At 72.2% G+C, this 12,791-nt stretch carries 14 protein-coding genes; 7 read left to right on the top strand and 7 right to left on the bottom strand.

What is annotated here, in order from left to right:
• Nucleotides 1–352, top strand: a 352-nt coding sequence (locus BLR04_RS12490; RefSeq protein WP_143022024.1) for a transposase, incomplete at its 5' end; no start/stop codon positions are given.
• Here BLR04_RS12490 and BLR04_RS12495 read toward each other — a convergent pair.
• Entirely contained in the window at nt 349–1,320 is a 972-nt protein-coding gene (locus BLR04_RS12495) for an SDR family NAD(P)-dependent oxidoreductase (RefSeq protein WP_090763073.1), read from the bottom strand. The genes BLR04_RS12490 and BLR04_RS12495 overlap by 4 nt on opposite strands.
• A gap of 141 nt (nt 1,321–1,461) precedes the next feature.
• On the opposite strand from BLR04_RS12495, the gene BLR04_RS12500 reads away from it, so the two are divergent.
• Complete coding sequence (locus BLR04_RS12500; RefSeq protein WP_218128858.1) at nt 1,462–1,956, top strand: TetR/AcrR family transcriptional regulator; 495 nt, start codon at nt 1,462–1,464, stop codon at nt 1,954–1,956.
• Nucleotides 1,957–1,967: 11 nt separating this feature from the next.
• Here the strand turns inward: BLR04_RS12500 and BLR04_RS12505 are convergent, their stop codons facing one another.
• The gene (locus tag BLR04_RS12505) at nt 1,968–2,702 is read right to left on the bottom strand and encodes an SDR family oxidoreductase (protein ID WP_090763079.1); all 735 of its coding nucleotides are present in this window, start codon (nt 2,700–2,702) and stop codon (nt 1,968–1,970) included.
• Between the two features lie 71 nt (nt 2,703–2,773).
• On the opposite strand from BLR04_RS12505, the gene BLR04_RS12510 reads away from it, so the two are divergent.
• The 5 genes from BLR04_RS12510 to BLR04_RS12530 all read left to right on the top strand — a co-directional run bounded on the left by BLR04_RS12510 (nt 2,774) and on the right by BLR04_RS12530 (nt 6,176).
• On the top strand, nt 2,774–3,589 hold the full coding sequence (locus tag BLR04_RS12510; protein ID WP_090763084.1) for a helix-turn-helix transcriptional regulator: 816 nt from the start codon (nt 2,774–2,776) through the stop codon (nt 3,587–3,589).
• Nucleotides 3,590–3,741: 152 nt separating this feature from the next.
• Nucleotides 3,742–3,927: a hypothetical protein gene (locus BLR04_RS12515; protein WP_090763087.1), complete on the top strand. Its 186-nt coding sequence runs from the start codon at nt 3,742–3,744 to the stop codon at nt 3,925–3,927.
• A 62-nt stretch (nt 3,928–3,989) separates the two neighbouring features.
• Nucleotides 3,990–4,844: a bifunctional methylenetetrahydrofolate dehydrogenase/methenyltetrahydrofolate cyclohydrolase gene (locus tag BLR04_RS12520; RefSeq protein WP_090763090.1), complete on the top strand. Its 855-nt coding sequence runs from the start codon at nt 3,990–3,992 to the stop codon at nt 4,842–4,844.
• A gap of 79 nt (nt 4,845–4,923) precedes the next feature.
• Nucleotides 4,924–5,748, top strand: a complete 825-nt coding sequence (locus BLR04_RS12525; RefSeq protein ID WP_090763093.1) for a polysaccharide deacetylase family protein — start codon at nt 4,924–4,926, stop codon at nt 5,746–5,748.
• A gap of 143 nt (nt 5,749–5,891) precedes the next feature.
• Entirely contained in the window at nt 5,892–6,176 is a 285-nt protein-coding gene (locus tag BLR04_RS12530) for a DUF6422 family protein (RefSeq protein WP_090763096.1), read from the top strand.
• Nucleotides 6,177–6,188: 12 nt separating this feature from the next.
• Here the strand turns inward: BLR04_RS12530 and BLR04_RS12535 are convergent, their stop codons facing one another.
• The 5 genes from BLR04_RS12535 to BLR04_RS12555 all read right to left on the bottom strand — a co-directional run bounded on the left by BLR04_RS12535 (nt 6,189) and on the right by BLR04_RS12555 (nt 12,650).
• The gene (locus BLR04_RS12535) at nt 6,189–7,649 is read right to left on the bottom strand and encodes a benzaldehyde dehydrogenase (protein ID WP_090763099.1); all 1,461 of its coding nucleotides are present in this window, start codon (nt 7,647–7,649) and stop codon (nt 6,189–6,191) included.
• Between the two features lie 16 nt (nt 7,650–7,665).
• On the bottom strand, nt 7,666–9,267 hold the full coding sequence (locus BLR04_RS12540; RefSeq protein WP_090763102.1) for a thiamine pyrophosphate-binding protein: 1,602 nt from the start codon (nt 9,265–9,267) through the stop codon (nt 7,666–7,668).
• A 35-nt stretch (nt 9,268–9,302) separates the two neighbouring features.
• Entirely contained in the window at nt 9,303–10,193 is an 891-nt protein-coding gene (locus tag BLR04_RS12545) for a MurR/RpiR family transcriptional regulator (protein WP_090763105.1), read from the bottom strand.
• Nucleotides 10,190–11,620, bottom strand: coding sequence for a glycoside hydrolase family 3 protein (locus BLR04_RS12550; protein ID WP_090763108.1), 1,431 nt, complete (start codon nt 11,618–11,620; stop codon nt 10,190–10,192). The genes BLR04_RS12545 and BLR04_RS12550 overlap by 4 nt, the downstream gene beginning before the upstream one ends.
• Nucleotides 11,621–12,002: 382 nt before the next feature.
• Nucleotides 12,003–12,650, bottom strand: coding sequence for an FHA domain-containing protein (locus tag BLR04_RS12555; protein WP_090763111.1), 648 nt, complete (start codon nt 12,648–12,650; stop codon nt 12,003–12,005).
• Nucleotides 12,651–12,791: the final 141 nt, after the last annotated feature.

Here is a 12,791-nt window from a genome sequence, read left to right on the forward strand (position 1 = left end):
GGCCGGCGGACGCCCGCGCACCCGGCCCGACCAGCTGATCGGCGACAAGGGCTACTCCAGCCGCAAGATCCGGCTCGACCTGCGCCGGCGCGGGATCAAGGCGGTCATCCCCGAACGACGGGACCAGATCGCCAACCGCAAGCGCAAAGGCAGCCGCGGAGGCCGCCCCCACGCCTTCGACGCGCTCACCTACAAGCAGCGCAACGTGGTCGAGCGCTGCATCGGCAAGCTCAAACAATGGCGTGCTATCGCCACCCGCTTCGACAAGCTGGCCAGCCGCTATCTGGCGGGTGTCACCATCGCCTCGCTCATGCTCTGGCTCCGGCACGCCGAATTATCAGACACGCCCTAGGCGGTCACCAGGTCGGCCGAGACCGTCCAGAGGCGCTCGGCGGCAGTGGGATCGAGCGCCCATTCCTTGACGCCGTGCGGGTGTCGCGCGAGGTCGGCGTCGTTCGGAACGGTGTACGCCTCCTGCGCATCGTCGAGGTAGTGGCCTCCGGAGCGGGCGAACTCCGGGGCGACGGCCGCGACGACGCTGGTGGCGGCTCCCTGCTCGACCGTTTTGTAGGTGAAGACTCCGGCGGCCTCGGCCGCGTCGAGCGACGCCTTCTGCCGCGCTGTGAAGTTCCGCTGCAGCCCCGTCGCGACACCGCCGGGGTTCACCGTGTTGGCGACGATGCCGTCGGACGCCCAAAGGCGGGTGGCCTCCACGGCGAACAGCGAGTTCGCCGTCTTCGACTGGGCGTAGGCGATCTGCGGGTCGTACCTGCGGCGCTCGAAGTGGAGGTCGTCGAAGTCGATGCAGGAACGCATGTGCGCCGTCGAACTGACCGAGACGATCCGGGCTCCGTCGCGGTCGCCCGCTCCCAGGGCCAGGGCGTGGTGGAGGCCGACGGACAGGGCGAAGTGGCCGAGATGGTTCGTCGCGAACTGCAGCTCCCAGCCCTCACGCGTTCGTTCGAGGCCACCGGTGACCACGCCCGCGTTGTTGATCAGCAGATGGAGCGGACCGTTCCACGCCTCGACGAATCGCCCGACGGTGGCCATGTCGGCGAGGTCGAGCCGGACGACCCGGGGCCGGACCCCTCCGGTCGACCTCGCGATCGCCCCGGCGACGGCGTCGCCCGCGCCCGTGTTCCGGACCGCCAGCGTCACTTCCGCTCCGGCTGAGGCCAGCACACGAGCCGTCTCAGCCCCGATCCCGGAGGAACTTCCGGTCACGATCGCGCGGACGCCGGCGAGGTCGACGCCCTCCAGCACCTCGGCCGCGGTGCTGGAGGAGGTGAACGGCGTGGAGATGAGTCTGCGTATGGCCATTGCCGTGACTATACAGACTGGACATGAATTGTCTAGTGCGTTTATGGCTCGTATGCTCGTCTCATGAGCAGTTCCGAGGTCGGTCACCCGCCGCCGACAGTCGCCGATGCCGACCGCCGGACCATGGTTCTCGACTCCGCCATGGTCACGTTCGCGCGGTTCGGCTACCGGAAGACCTCGATGGAGGAGGTGGCGCGGGCGGCGCGCATCTCCCGGCCGGGGCTCTACTTCCTCTTCTCCTCGAAGGAGGCCCTGTTCCGTGCCGCGGTCGGCCAGGCACTGCATCGCGACCTCACAGTGGTCGAACACGTCCTGGCCGACACCGGCCGGCCCCTTCTGGAGCGTCTCGTCGAAGCGTTCGACCAGTGGGCGGGCCGCTACATCGGCCCGCTGACGAGCGATGTCGCGATGGTCATCGAGGACAATCCCGACCTCGTCGGGGAGATCATCGACACCTTGCGGCGGCGTTTCGAGGAGCTGGTCACAGACGCGATCGCCATCAGGTCGGGACGAGAGGCGGCGCTCCCTGTCGCGCAAACGATGATCAGCGCATCGATCGGCATCAAGCATCAGGTCGCATCGCGGGAGGACTACCGCGAACGGCTGGAGGTGGCCGTTGATCTCTTGCTGCCCTGAAGCCGCTGCCCCTACCAGGGCACGGTGGTTCCGTCCCAGCTGAAGAAGCCGCCGGTGGGGGCGTCGTCCGGGAGCAGGGCCAGGCGGACGGCGCCCGCCGCGGCCTCGGCGGGGTCGCCGTCGGCGGACGTGGCGCGTTCGTTGAGGTCGGTCCGCCGCAGCCCAGGGGCCAGGGCGTTGACCTTGAACCCCGCGCTCTCGAGCGCCTGCGCGTAGTAGACGGTGAGCGCGTTCAGCGCCGTCTTGGACGAGCGGTAGGCGGCCCCGGCGCCGCGCGAGAACGCGAACGCCCGCTCCGGATCGGTGCTCCAGGCCAGCGACCCCGTGCCGCTGGAGATGTTCACGATCCGCGGCCTCGGGGAACGGCGCAGCGCCGGCAGGAAGGCGTTGGTGACCGCGACGACACCGAACACGTTCGTCTCGTACGTACGCCGGAAGGCGTCCAGGTCCGACTCGGGGGCCGGTGCGTCCTCGGCCATGATCCCGGCGTTGTTGACCAGGATGTCCAGGTCGCCGACCTGATGAGCCGCCGCCGCGATGCTCTCGGGATCGGTGACGTCGAGGACCAGCAGCCTGGCCCTGCCGCCGATCTCCTCGACGGCTCGCCGTCCCCGCTCAGGGTCGCGCGACCCGACGTGGACGATCAGGCCCGCGTCGGCGAGTTGCCTGGCTGTCTCCTTGCCGATCCCCTTGTTGGCGCCCGTGACCAGGGCGGTGGAATCGTGCGGTGTCGCGACATCGTTCATACCTCGACGATTCCGCAGCGGGACGGGCGTAACCAGGGACAACCGATCCCTGTCAGCCGGAGGGTGCATACATGGCGAAACAGGACCTGGCCCGCTTCCTCCGCGACCGGCGCGAGAGCCTGCGCCCCGAGGACCTGGGGCTGCCGCCCGGCCGGCGTCGCCGTACGCCCGGTCTGCGCAGGGAGGAGGTCGCCGAGCTGGCCGGCATGTCCGCCGACTACTACACCCGGCTCGAGCAGGCGCGCGGCCCCCGCCCGTCCGCGGCCGTGCTGGACGCCCTTACCGGCGCGCTGCGGCTGGATCTCGTCGAGCGCACGCATCTGTTCCAGCTCGCCGGGACGCCGCACACCCCACCGCCTGGACCGGTGCGGCGGGTGCGCCCGTACGTGGCCGGTCTCCTCGAACGCCTCCCCGACACGGCGGCCTTCGTCACCGACGCCCGCTACGACGTCATCGCCTGGAACCCGCTCGCCGACGCGTTGCTGGGCGACCACCTCAGGGCGGAGCCCAACCTGGCCCGCCGGCGGTTCCTCGGCGAGCAGCCGTTCTACGCGGAAGGTGCGAGCTGGGAGGAGTTCGGCGGTGTCGTGGTCTCCCGGCTGCGCCGGGCCGCCGAGCGTCACCCCGGCGACAGGGCTCTCGGTGGGCTGCTGGCCGAGCTGCGGGCCGGGAGCGAGGAGTTCGTCGCGCTCTGGGCCGCCAACCCCGTGCACGCGCCGGGGCACCGGACCAAGACCCTCCGGCATCGCGAGCTGGGCCCGCTGAAGGTGAACTGCGACGTGCTCGTCGTCCCCGACGACGACCACCAGGTGGTCTTCATGACCGCGGACGCGGGCAGCCCCGCCGCCCGCGCCCTGCGCCACCTCCGCCCGGTGGACGGGCCGTGACGCGGCAGCAAGCGCCCGCGACACTGATCTTTTTCGCGCCATAAATGGCAAAAAAGGTGATCATGCGGTGATTTATCCGAATTTGCGGTGAGCACTCCTGCGCCCCGGCTACCCTGAGGCATTCCCGCCCGCCTTCCCCTCGGAGTACCCCAATGGCTCTCGACGCGATCCTGCAGGCGTTCGTCACCATGAACAGCCTGGCCACCAGCCCCTTCGTGCTTCTGGTGGTCGCTTTCATCGGTTCCTATCTGGGGATCCGCGCCGTCGAGGTCATCCCGTTCACCCGCCGGATCATCGAACGCCGCGACGCCCAGGCCGCCGCCGCGGAGCGCGAGTAGCCTCCTGCCGCAACGCGAAGGGTCTGTACGAAGGCCGTGAGCAGGCATGGAAGGATTGCCGCATGAGCGCAGTGAAACTCGATGGCAAGGCGACCGCCGCAAAGATCAAGGCAGACCTGACGAAGCGCGTGGCCGCGCTCAGGGAACGCGGCATCACGCCCGGCCTGGGCACCGTGCTCGTGGGTGACGACCCCGGCAGCCAGATCTACGTCGCGGGCAAGCACCGCGACTGCGCCGAGGTCGGCATCGCCTCCATCCGCGTCGACCTCCCGGCCACCGCCACCCAGGCCGACGTCGAGTCGGCGATCGACGAGCTCAACGCGTCACCGGAGTGCACCGGCTACATCGTCCAGCTCCCGCTGCCCAAGCAGCTCGACACGATGGCGCTGCTGGAGCGCATCGACCCGGCCAAGGACGCCGACGGCCTCCACCCGGTCAACCTCGGCCGCCTCGTCCACATGGTCGACGCGCCGCTGCCCTGCACCCCGCACGGCATCGTGCTCCTCCTGCAGGAGTACGGCGTGCCGATCAAGGGCGCCGACGTGGTCGTGGTCGGCCGCGGCATCACGGTGGGCCGCTCGCTGGGCCTGCTGCTGACCCGTCGCAGCGAGAACGCCACGGTGACCCTCTGCCACACCGGCACGCAGGACCTCGCCGCCCACGTGCGCCGCGCCGACATCGTGGTGGCGGCGGCCGGGGTGCCCGGGCTCATCACGCGCGACATGGTCAAGCCCGGCGCGGCCGTCCTCGACGTGGGCGTCTCCCGGGTCAACGGCAAGATCGCCGGTGACGTCGCGCCCGACGTGGAAGAGGTCGCCGGCTTCCTCACGCCCAACCCGGGCGGTGTCGGGCCGATGACGCGCGCGCTGCTGCTGGCCAACGTCGTCGAGGCCGCCGAGCACGCCCAGCGAGGCTGACCCCCGGACGGCGGGCGTCAGCCCTGACGCCCGCCCAGGCCGTCCGACGCGCACCCCCTGACGTCCGCCCGGGAGCATCATGCCTGCGACGATCTGCCTGACCTTCGACTTCGACGCCATCTCGCTGTGGCAGGCGCGTGGCCAGACCACCCCTGGCCCCGTGTCGCGGGGCGAGTTCGGGGCGCACGCGGTGCCGCGCATCCTCAGGACGTTGCGCGAACGCGGCATCACCGCGACGTTCTTCGTCCCCGGGCACACCGTCGACACCTATCCCGCCCAGTGCGCCATGATCGCCGAGGCCGGACACGAGATCGCCCTGCACGGGTACGTCCACGAGCCCGTCTCCACGCTCGACCGTGACGCCGAGCTGGCCGCCGGCGAGCGGGCACGGGCGTCGATCAGGCGGGTGACGGGGTACGAGCCCCGCGGCAACCGCACGCCGAGCTGGGACTTCACCTCCTCCACCGTCGAGGTGCTGCTGGAGCTCGGCATCGAGTACGACTCGAGCCTGATGGCCACCGACTACGCCCCCTACTACGCCAGGCGCGGCGACGTGGCCGATCCCGACGGGCCGTACCGGTTCGGGGAGCCCACCTCGCTCGTGGAGCTGCCGGTGTCGTGGTCGCTCGACGACTACCCGCACTTCGAGTACCTGCGTACCGACTCCGGGATTCTGCCCGGCCTGCGTGATCCACGCGCGGTGTTCGGCAACTTCCTCGACGACGTCGACTACATGCTGCGTGAGGAGCCCGGCGGGGTGTGCGTGCTGACGTTCCATCCGCAGGTCATCGGGCGCGGGCATCGCATGCTGGCGCTCGAACGGTTCCTCGACGCCTGCCTCGAGCGGCCGCTCGTCTTCCGTACGTGCCTGGAGGCCGCCCGCGCCTTCCGGGACGGGGCCTGACCCGCGAGTCCAGGCCCCGCGCGGGTCGCACATGCTTTCGTGGCGGGTTCTTGGCGCTCCGATCGGGCGCGAACGGGCACAAGTGCGACAGGGCCGGCACGTCCGGCACGTCACCCGATGTACGCACCAGAGGAGCTACCCGTATGTCCACTTATCAGGATCTCACCGCCAAGCAGAAGAGCGCTCTGGAGAGCGCCGCGCTCAAGGTCATCAACGCGCGCGCCGAGGGGCGTTCGATGCTGATGCGCGCCGGGATCGAGCCGCCGTCCGATCCCAGCTGGTTCGGCAGCCCGTGTGGGATGCAGTCGTGCGGCTGCAATGACTACACCGGCCACGGTGGGGCCTGCGAGACCGGGATCACCGGCCCCACCGGGGGCGCCGTCATCGACACGTGCGGACACGAGCCGTCCGAGCACCTCGAGACCTGAGCACGCGGTCCGCTAGAACGGGTAACGGGCGATGTCGCCCTGCATGGTGACCCACTGGGTCTCGGTGAAGGCGTCGACGTTGGCACCCGTGCCGCCGAACCTGGAGCCCGTGCCCGACGCGCCCATCCCGCCGAAGGGAGCGACCGCCTCGTCGTCCACCGTCTGGTCGTTGATGTGCACGATGCCCGTCGGCACCAGGTCGGCCAGGGCCAGGCCCTTCATCACGTCGCGGGTCAGGATGCCGAGCGACAGGCCGTACTCGGAGTCCGCCGCGAGAGCGGCGGCCTCCTCCATCGTGGCGAACGTCGTCACCGGCGCGACCGGCCCGAAGACCTCCTCTGCGTACGCGGGCGCGCCGACCGGCACCTCGGCCAGCACGGTGGGCCGGTAGAACAGCCCCTCGTACGTGCCGCCCGCCGCGAGCCTGGCCCCGGCCGCCACGCTGTCGGTGACCAGCCGGTGCACGCGGTCGCGCTGCCGCTCGTCGATGAGCGGGCCGAGCGCCACCTGGCCGGTGGCAGGGTCGCCGATCGGCAGCGCGGCGGCCTTGGCGGCCAGGCGCTCGACGTACTCCTCGGCCACGGCCTCGTGCACGATGTGCCGGCCCGTGGTCATGCAGATCTGGCCCTGGTGGAAGAACGACGCCCACGCGCCCGCCGACACGGCCGCCTCCAGGTCGGCGTCGTCGAAGACCACGAGGGCCGAGTTGCCGCCCAGCTCCAGGTGGGCGCGCTTGAGCGAACGGGCGGCCAGCTCGCCCACGGCCCGGCCCGCGGCGGTGGAGCCGGTGAAGGAGATGACCGGGATGTTCGGGTCGCTCACCATGGCCTGGCCCGCGTCCGCGCCGCCGGGCAGCACGTGCAGCAGCCCGCTCGGCAGGCCCGCCTCCTCGAAGACGCGGGCGACCGCGTACCCGCCGCACACCGCGGTGCGCGGGTCGGGCTTGAACACGACCGCGTTGCCGAGCGCCAGCGCCGGGGCGACGGACCTGATGCCGAGGATCAGCGGGAAGTTGAACGGTGCGATCACGCCGACCACCCCGACCGGCACCCGGCGCGCCAGGCTGAGCCGCTTGTGGGCCGTCGGCAACACCTCGCCGAGCGGCTGCGAGGCCAGCGCCGCCGCCTCGTAGCACTCCTGCGCGGCCACGTGCGTCTCGAAGCCCGCCTTGCCGGGCACGCCGCCGGACTCGCGCACGATCCAGTCCTGGATCTCCTGCGCGTGTTCCTCGAACAGCCGCCCGGCCCGCCGGAGCGGCGCCGCCCGCTCCTGGTACGGGGTGGCGGCCCACTCCCGCTGCGCCTCGCGCGCCCGTGCGGCGGCGGCCGTCACGTCGTCGGGTCCTGCGGCGCCGGCGCGGCCCAGCTCGTTGCCGGTGGCGGGCTCGATGACGGGGAAGTCGCCGGAGCGCGAGTGCGTCCAGCCGCCATCGAAGATCATTCCGGTCCAGATCTTGGGGTCGAGGAAGGTCATGGTTCTCCTTGGGGGGTCAGGGATCCACGGTCACGGACACGTCGAGCAGCAGGGGCTCGTCGCGGCTGGTGAGGGTCGGCATGATCTCGTCGAGCGCCGCGGTCAGCTCGCCGTACGTGCCGACGTGCCGGGCCGGGCAGCCGAGAGACCTGGCCAGCGCGCCCATGTTCACCTCCGTGAACGGCGGCCACGGGGCCTTCCCGTGGTCGCGTTGCTCGGCCAGTCGATCCATGATCGCGTAACGGCCGTTGGAAAGCACGACAAAAAGGGCGCCCACTCGGTAGTGGGCGGCGCTCCAGAGGGCGTGCAGGCCGTACAGGGCCGATCCGTCGCCGACGACGGCGATCACGGGACGGCCGGGCAGCGCCATCCGCAGGCCCACGGCGGCGGGCAGGGCGAACCCGAGCCCGCCCATGGCCGCCGACAGGAACCCGAGCGGGGTGCGCGCGGGCACGAGCCGGTGCAGGTCGGACCGGGCGGACGGGGCCTCCTCGATGAGCGCGGCGTCGCGCGGCAACCGCGCCGCGAGCTCCCGCAGCACCTGCACCGTCCGCAACGGCCCCCCACCCGCAGGCGCCTGCGCGACCTGCGCCTCCCCACCGCTCTGCGCGCTGCCGTCCTCATGGCCGTGTCCTTCCTCCCGTACGGGCAGCAGAGCGGTCAGGCGGTCGCACACGTCGGCGGGCGAGGCCAGGTACGCCAGGTCGGCGGGGCTGCGGTGCGCCTCCGCCGGGTCGTCCGTGACCAGCGCCACCACCGTCCCGGCCGCCACCAGCGGTCCCGGCGTGTACGGGTACTGCCGGAACACCGGCGCCCCCACCGCCAGCACCACGTCATGGCCCGCGAGCGCCTCCCGCAACCCGGGCCGGTCGGCGGGCAGCACCCCGGCGTACTGGGGATGGTCCTGCGGGAACCCGGCCCGCGCCCCGAACGGCTCCTGGAACACCGGGCACCCCAGCCGCTCGGCCAGCGGCACGAGGGCGTCCCACGCGGAGCCCGCGCCCGCCACGAGCGCCGGCGACCGCGCCCCGGCCAGCAGCTCGACCAGCGGCGCGAGATCGGCGTCGGCGACCAGGGACGGGCGCAGCAGCCGCCGCGGCGCGGCCAGGGGCTCCACGCCGTCGAAGGGGGCGTCCCAATCGTCCATCGGCACCACGACGAGGGCCGGGCCGCGGAACGTGGTCGCCTCGTGCACGGCCCGCGCCGTCGCGCCCGGCACGTCCTGGGGGCGTACGGGATGGTCGGCCCGCACCGGGTACTCGCCCGCCAGCCCGTGCAGCCGCCCGGCCAGGAACGGCTCCAGTGCCAGGTGGCGGCGGTCCTGCTGCCCGACGACGACCACGAGCGGCACCCGGTTGGCCCGCGCGGTGGCGATGGCGCCGACGGCGTTGCCCAGCCCGGCGGTGGTGTGCAGGACGGCAAGGGCCGGACGCCCGCCGCCGATCGCCCAGCCGGTGGCCATGCCGACCACCGAGCCCTCGTGCAGGCCGAGTACGAAACGCAGGTCGTCCGGCAGCCCGGCGAGCAGCGAGATCTCGGTCGAGCCCGGATTCCCGAACACCGTGGTGAGCCCGTGGTGCCGCAGCACGTCGAAGAAGGCGTCCCTGATCGTGGTCACCCGACCATCGTTCCCCGGCAGCGCCAGAAAAAGGGTCAGGGCTGGCGGCGGATGCCGTCCCCCGCGGAGCGGTTGTGGTAACTGTCGATGGCCTGGCGGGTGGCGCGGATGGCGGCGTCGGCCGTCTCGTAGCGCCGCTGCGCCAGGCCCACGAAGATGCAGTCGACGATCAGCAGCTGGCTGATCCGGCTGGCCAGCGCACCCGGGCGGAACGCCGTCTCGCGTCCCGCCGAGACCAGGGTGTGATGGGCCAGGGCCGCGAGGGACGAGCGGGGGTTGTTGGTGATGGCCACGACCAGCGCGCCCCGCTCGGCCGCCGTGCGGGCGGGGACGAGCACGTCCGGCGTCTCGCCGCCGGTGCTGATCGCGACGGCCACGTCCCCGTCGCGGAGCAGCGCGGCGCTGGTCAGCGCGAGGTGGGCGTCGCTGAACGGATGGCTGGACAGCCCGATCCTCAGCAGTTTGTGTGACATGTCGGTCGCCACGAGCCCGGAGGCCGCCACCCCGTACACGTCGACCCGCCGCGCCTCCGAGATGGCGGTCACGACGTCCGCGACCTGGACGGGGTCGAGCTGGGCGGCCGTGTCGGCGAGCGCCTCGGACTCGGCCCGCGCCACCTTGGCGATCACGTCGGTGAGGGGGTCGTCCGGCCCGAGATCGCCCGGTACGAGCCGTTCGGGAGCCTTGGCCACCGCCGCGGCCAGCGCGAACCGCAGCTGCGAGTAGCCGGTGAAGCCGAGCGCCCGCGCGGTGCGGACGACCGTCGCCTCGCTCGTCCCGGACACCGCGCTGAACTCGGTGATCGTGCTCCGCACGACGACACCGGGGTCGGCGAGGATGATCCGGGCGATCGACTGCGCGGCCGGTGTGAGAGAGGGCAGGACGGCGCGTACGGCAGCGACGGGGTTCGCGGGTTCGGTCGTCACCGGGTGAGCCGTTCGGCCGCGGCGAGGGCGGACACCCGGGACAGGCCGTGCGTGGCGACGTGCGCCGCCCCTTCCGGCGGGGCCGGGATGCCGGTGTCGACGACGATCGCGTCCGGGCGGGCCTCAAGGGCCCGGGAGACGGCCTCGCGCACCCACGCGTGCCGCGCGGCGTCGTGGACCACGAGCACGACCGGCCGTTCGTCGAACGACGGCAGCTCGCCCTCCGGCTCCAGCTGCACCCGTTCGGTCTCCGGCAGCAGGGACGCGAGCGCGGCCGTGATGCCGGTCGGCGTCGCCGGGTCGACGGCCTGGCTGAACCGGGTGTTGACCTCGACCACGAGCGGCGCACGATCGAGGCGGGCCGCGCCGGTCGTGGTCAGCGCCGCTCGGGCGGCCCGCAGGCCGACGCTCTCGTCCACGTCGCCGCGGACCTGCTCGCGCAGGGCGGCGCGGTCGGCGTACCAGGAGGACAGCGCCATGACGCGGCCCGCGGCCTCGGCGAGCCGCTCCTCGGGCAGCGTGCCCTCGCGCACCGCCGCCACGATGGCGTCGCGCATCGCGCGCAGGCCGTCCTCGGTGGCGAGCCCCACGCAGATCGCGTCGACGCCCGCGCCGAGCGCCCGCACCACGATCTCGCCCGGGCTGAACATGGCGGCCACCGCCCGCATCTCGATCGCGTCGGTGACGAGCATCCCGTCGAAGCCGAGCTCACCCCTGAGGAGCTCGGTCATCGCGGTACGGCTCAGCGTCGCGGGCACCGACGGGTCGAGCGCGGGGATGAGCAGGTGGCCGGACATGATCGAGCGCACCCCCGCCTCGATCGCGGCGCGGAACGGCGGCAGGTCGCGCTCGGCCAGCAGCTCACGCGAGGCGTGCACGGTGGGCAGCGCCAGGTGGGAGTCGGTGACCGTGTCGCCGTGCCCGGGGAAGTGCTTGGCGCACGCCGCCACCCCGGCGCCCTGCAAGCCCTCGATGTAGGCGACCGTGTGCCGGGCGACCAGCTCGGGGGAGGGCCCGAACGACCGGACGCCGATCACCGGGTTGGCGGGGTTGGCGTTCACGTCGGCGGAGGGCGCGTAGTCGAGCGTGATGTCGAGCTCGGCGAGCATTCTGCCGATCTGCCGGCCGACCTGCTCGGTGAGCCGCACGTCGTCCACCACGCCGAGCGCGCGGTTGCCGGGGAAGGAGCTGCCGGTCGCGACCTCCAGCCGGGTGACGGTGCCGCCCTCCTCGTCGATGGCGACGACCACGCCGGGGCTCTCGGCGCGGAGCTGCCGCATGAGCGGCTCTCCGACGGAGTTGCGGGCGAACAGCACCACGCCGCCGAGACCCTCGCCCAGCGCGCGGCGCACCCAGTCGGGGGCCGAGGTTCCGTCGAACCCCGGATGGAGCACCGTCATCGCCAGTCTGGTCAGCTCATCGCTCATCGGCATTTTCCTTCACATGTTTCCATCTGAAGGTAAGTTTCTGTCATCGCCGCGACTGACACAACCACCTCACGCCGCGAACGCCACCCTGTGGACCGTTCCCGAGATGGGATGCCCGCCCCTGACCGAGGGCGCTCGCAGTGAACCGGTCCCACCGCACGGAAGCGGGCCCCTCAGGAGTCGCAGCACGCTCCGCCGCGCGTACGGAAGCAGGCCCTGCCACGTGGCGCGGGTTCTCGGGCGCGCTGGCGCCCGTGAGGTGTCCGGCGGCGCGGTGGTGTCCCGGCGGAGCGGTGACGGCCGGTCCGGGGCTCGGGTTCCTGAGCTGCCGGAACCCCTCGCCGTAGCCCCGGTCGCTGTCGTCCCCTGAGGTGCCGCGCCCCTACGAGGCCCTGCGTCCCGCCGGTGAGGGCTGGTCGGCGGGGGCTCCCGACGACCGCTGCGGCGGCACCACGGGGGTCGGACGCACCAGCCCGAGCGCGACGACCTCGTTGGCCAGCCGGGTGCGCCGGTTGGTGCCCTCGGGAATCCGGAACTTCTGGTAGAGCCGCAGCAGATGCTGCTTGACCGCGGCCTCGGTGACGACCAGGTCGTCGGCGATCTCGCGCGCGGTCGCCGGGGCGACGAACGCCTCGTCGGACAGCGCCGGCCTGCAGAGCGAGGTCAGCACGTCGACCTCGCGCCTGGTCAGCTCGGGTGCGGCCGCCCTGCGCAGCTCGACCTCCGGGGTGAAGTCCTCTCGGGGGACTCCACCGATGCGACCCCGTGCCGCGCCGAACGAGACGACGTCGCCGTCGTCGAGGACCCTTCTGGCGATCGGTCTGCCGTTCACCCGCGTGCCGTTCCTGGACAGCCCCAGGTCGACGACATACAGGTAAGGTCCTCGTCTGACGAACTCGGCATGGAGTCGAGACACGCTCGGGTCGCTGAGCCGGATGTCGACACCCCGGCCTCTGCCGACCGTCGTGATCTCGGGGCGCAGCGGGACCACCTCTCCGGTGTCCTCGATGCGTATGAACGGCCCCTCCACGGCAGTTCCTCCCCAGGTAGCCCGCCGTAACTATTACTACAGCTCCGGCTTACCCAACCGAGGGGATGCGGAATCTCCTTTGCCGAAAGGAGAATCCGGCGTGAAATTGGTCTGGACCTCCGCCGTCGGTTTTGCCTGCTC

It is taken from the genome of Nonomuraea maritima (genome assembly GCF_900100395.1).
In the GTDB taxonomy this organism is placed as follows: domain Bacteria; phylum Actinomycetota; class Actinomycetes; order Streptosporangiales; family Streptosporangiaceae; genus Nonomuraea; species Nonomuraea maritima.

Bases quoted from the DNA above. Each gene is read 5' to 3' on its own strand.
- BLR04_RS12495 (WP_090763073.1), bottom strand. From the start codon at position 1,320: ATGGCCATACGCAGACTCATCTCCACGCCGTTCACCTCCTCCAGCACC.
- BLR04_RS12500 (WP_218128858.1), top strand. From the start codon at position 1,462: ATGGTCACGTTCGCGCGGTTCGGCTACCGGAAGACCTCGATGGAGGAG.
- BLR04_RS12505 (WP_090763079.1), bottom strand. From the start codon at position 2,702: ATGAACGATGTCGCGACACCGCACGATTCCACCGCCCTGGTCACGGGC.
- BLR04_RS12510 (WP_090763084.1), top strand. From the start codon at position 2,774: ATGGCGAAACAGGACCTGGCCCGCTTCCTCCGCGACCGGCGCGAGAGC.
- BLR04_RS12515 (WP_090763087.1), top strand. From the start codon at position 3,742: ATGGCTCTCGACGCGATCCTGCAGGCGTTCGTCACCATGAACAGCCTG.
- BLR04_RS12520 (WP_090763090.1), top strand. From the start codon at position 3,990: ATGAGCGCAGTGAAACTCGATGGCAAGGCGACCGCCGCAAAGATCAAG.
- BLR04_RS12525 (WP_090763093.1), top strand. From the start codon at position 4,924: ATGCCTGCGACGATCTGCCTGACCTTCGACTTCGACGCCATCTCGCTG.
- BLR04_RS12530 (WP_090763096.1), top strand. From the start codon at position 5,892: ATGTCCACTTATCAGGATCTCACCGCCAAGCAGAAGAGCGCTCTGGAG.
- BLR04_RS12535 (WP_090763099.1), bottom strand. From the start codon at position 7,649: ATGACCTTCCTCGACCCCAAGATCTGGACCGGAATGATCTTCGATGGC.
- BLR04_RS12550 (WP_090763108.1), bottom strand. From the start codon at position 11,620: ATGAGCGATGAGCTGACCAGACTGGCGATGACGGTGCTCCATCCGGGG.